The organism is Ferroplasma sp., from assembly GCF_037442045.1.
GTDB lineage: Archaea > Thermoplasmatota > Thermoplasmata > Thermoplasmatales > Thermoplasmataceae > Ferroplasma.
Window position 1 is genome coordinate 1 of record NZ_JBBIRC010000073.1, and the last position, 3,604, is coordinate 3,604.

At 32.4% G+C, this 3,604-nt stretch carries 2 protein-coding genes and 1 tRNA gene; 2 read left to right on the top strand and 1 reads right to left on the bottom strand.

All coding sequences use genetic code 11. The features are described 5' to 3' along the window. Positions 1-312, top strand: a 312-nt coding sequence (locus tag WKI77_RS07315) for an amidohydrolase family protein (protein ID WP_337861171.1), incomplete at its 5' end; no start/stop codon positions are given. A gap of 355 nt (positions 313-667) precedes the next feature. On the opposite strand, the gene WKI77_RS07320 is transcribed toward WKI77_RS07315, so the two are convergent. After that, positions 668-752, bottom strand: a tRNA-Leu gene (locus WKI77_RS07320). Positions 753-928: 176 nt separating this feature from the next. On the opposite strand from WKI77_RS07320, the gene WKI77_RS07325 reads away from it, so the two are divergent. Beyond that, positions 929-3,598, top strand: coding sequence for a UvrD-helicase domain-containing protein (locus WKI77_RS07325; RefSeq protein WP_337861172.1), 2,670 nt, complete (start codon positions 929-931; stop codon positions 3,596-3,598). Positions 3,599-3,604 lie beyond the last annotated feature (6 nt).

Genomic DNA, 3,604 nt, shown 5'->3' on the forward strand with positions numbered 1-3,604 from the left:
CATGAATCATGGAGAAATGTTGAACTTGTCCAGAAATCTGGTGTTAAATTTGCGCTTATATCTGACCATCCTGTTATTCTGCAGAGAGACCTGTTCTTAACAACAAGGCATTTCCTGAGATTCGGTGCAACAAAGGAACAGTGTATATCATATGTTTCGTCAAGGCCGGCAGAAATTCTCGGGCTCGACAATCTCGGGACAATAGAAAAAGGAAAACTTGCTTCATTTTCAGTATGGAATAATGATCCATTTGTTCTTGGGTCTTATCCAAAAATTGTCTTTGGGGAAGGAAAAATTGTTCATCAGGAATAATATATAATTTATTTTTATAATGAATGGTTGTTAACATTTAGAAGATTTCAGCAATTACTTTGAGGAAAAGTCAAAAAAAGTTCCTAAAGTTCCGGAACCAACTATAAACCGCACTGATTCTGAAAATTTTATCAGCATTAAATTTTGAATTTATATAAATAAACTGAACATTCAGGAGCCGATTAGAACTTATTTACATGCACCTCAAGGTACACTTGCCCAATCAGTCTTATCCTTAAAATTGGATTATTCACAAATATATAAACTTTTTTTCTAAAGTTTTATCGTAAAACAGGATATATGCATAAAACAAATATAGAACATTTCTTATCTTGCTGTGCTGGATTTATAATCATGCAGAGGACGGGATTTGAACCCGCGAACTCCTTCGAGACTAGACCCTTAATCTAGCGCCTTTGTCCTAACTCGGTAACCTCTGCTCTTGGTTATTATTTCTAAATATATTAACTTTAATCAAAACTGCTGTAATTTTTCAGTAAATCATATCATTATTGTTAACACACATACTTCCAGGTTACCCAACATACATGGAAAAATTATAATTATAAAAATAAACTACCTGATACTTTATTAAACAAAATATAATTAGAGCAATATGATTGATAAAGATACTTTGGTAATATCAAATCCAGGCACTGGAAAAACAACCAGAATATCCAGTGAAGTTGTAAATTTAATTAAAGAGGGAATAAAACCAGAAAAAATTTTATGCATAACATTTACAAATAATGCAGTTTCAGAACTTCAGGAACGGATAAACAGCCAGCTGCTAAAAGAGAAAATAAAAAATATAACAGCATATGATGTGAACATTTACACTTTCCATGCTCTGGCATACCAGGAAATGGTTTCTTCCAGCACGAAAAATATAGTGCCGTACAATATTGCAAGATATTTAATTTATAAAAAATTGAGGGATGTAAAAGCATTTAATTACGGCAGGGATTATGTAATTAATGATATAGTTCCAAAATTTGAAAATGCAATAAGATACATAAAAAGCTTTGGCATAATGCCGTCTGATATAGAAAATAACAGGGAAATAATTCTTGAATCACTGGAAAACAAATATAATACTGGCAAAGTAAAAAATATAGAACTTGAAGAAGAAAAATATCTATTCGACTATTTTTACCAGGCTTTCAAATATTATCAGGAAAATAAGAAGGATTTTGATTTCAACGATCTTTTATTCGAGTTTTATAGGCTAAAAAATAAAAAAAAGTATGAATATGTATTTGTAGATGAACTTCAGGACGTAAATGATATAGAATCCAGAATTGCCCTTGAAGCTGGCAATATAAAATTCCTGGTTGGAGACAGAAAACAATCTATATTTGGATTTCAGGGCGGAGCACTTTCAGTATTTAATTCGCTCATAAAAAATAATAATATATCAAAAAAGAATATGACAAAAAACTACAGAAGCACGGACACAATAATAAATTATTCAAAAGAATATTATCTGAAATTTGAAAATGAAGTCCCTGAACTTGATAATTTTGAAGGGGTAAAAGAAAAAGGGAACAGGGTAAAAATTATAGAATCTGAATTTCCAGAAGAATCTATAATTGGAATCATAAACGAAATACCTGAGTCTGAAGGCAATATAGGAATAATAGCCAGAACAAATGCACAGATTGAAACCATTTCATCAATACTGGACAGATATGAAATAGAATATTCATCAGATTCAAATATACACAGCGTAAATGAGGCAAAAAAGGATATAACTTCATTTCTAAAAGGCCTGTTTTATGATGACCCTGACAGCATAATAAACGCAATTGTAACGCCATTCTCAGGCATATCACTGAAAGAGGCATTTAATATTGCAGAATCTATAAGGAATAATGAAATTACCATAGATTCCTTTGACAGTGAAAATCCATTCTTTTCATTGAGAAACAAAACTTTTACAAAAGGAAGCATAGTAAAACTTTTTGACGAAAGAATTCTGCCTGTTGCTTCTTCCATCAGCAGTGAATATTTTATCACCGCGACAGCTGTAATATCTTCCATAAAAGAATTTTTCGATACCGAAAGTGAATACAATAGGAAAAATTTCTTTGATTTTCTGGATTTGTCATATTCAGAAAATACCGGGAAACCGGGAACTTCAAGAATAATTCTCACAACTGTGCACAAGGCAAAGGGCCGGGAATTTGATAATGTTATATATCTGCCAAAAAAGCCAAGGAAATCAGATGCATACATTGATATTATTGTATCATCAATTATCGAAGAAATCAAACATATAAATGTGGATGACGAGCTTAAAAATGAAAGCATAAGGGTTGACTTTGTGGCATTTACCAGAGCAAAAAATAACCTGTGGATATGCACGTCACACAGGGATGCAAAAAACTACAGTATACCAGAATACTCCGAAATAATCATGGACGATTCCTCTCCTGGAAGATCTGAAATCCCGGTTAAAAGCAAATATGATGAAGCATATTTCAAATTTATAGCCGGGGATTACAGTGGCGCAAAAGATACCCTTTCAACAAAGGAAACATGGTTAAAAGATATTATATACAGTTTTTTTAAGGATAAAAATGTTCTTTCATACTCACTTGTAAGCCTTGACAACCCTTACTGGTTGTTAAAAAATAATATACTGAAATTGAATGAAAAAACAGATGCGCTTTATTACGGGCTCAACGCACACGAACTGGCTGAATCGCTCTATAAAGAAGAAATTAAAATGGAAATGCTGGAAGAAAAAGATAAGAAAGTGCTGTCAAATATAGAATCTGTGGTAAACCAGATTAAAGCAGCATATAACATGGAACAAATTGAAGCAGAAGTTTCAGCCATTGCAAGGGTAAACCAGATGTTTCCAGAATATGAAAATGAATCTGACAATATAATGTTCTTTGGGAAGATTGATGCAGTTTTCAGTGATGGCAAAAAATATGTAATACTTGATTACAAAACCGATAAAACTACAGATAATTCAGCACATCACAGGGTACAACTTCTGGCATATAAGCTGTTATACTCTTTAAAAAACGGCATTGGCATTGAAAATATAGATACTGCGATAGGGTATATCAGTTTGAGGGGAAAGATTAATACCAATGAAAATACAACGGGCATAGTTTACAAACAGCCGGATAAATATTCCGAGGCAAATCTAAAAAAATACATAACCAGATTTCTGGGTTATAAGAATGACCCGGGCAAATTTATAGAGGATTATTTAAAATATGACTGCACTGATACGCTTTATGAGCGCCTGGCACAGCTTTTACAATAATTTATA

Excerpts from the sequence above, each read along its gene's own strand:
- WKI77_RS07325 (WP_337861172.1), top strand. The coding sequence starts at position 929 with ATGATTGATAAAGATACTTTGGTAATATCAAATCCAGGCACTGGAAAA.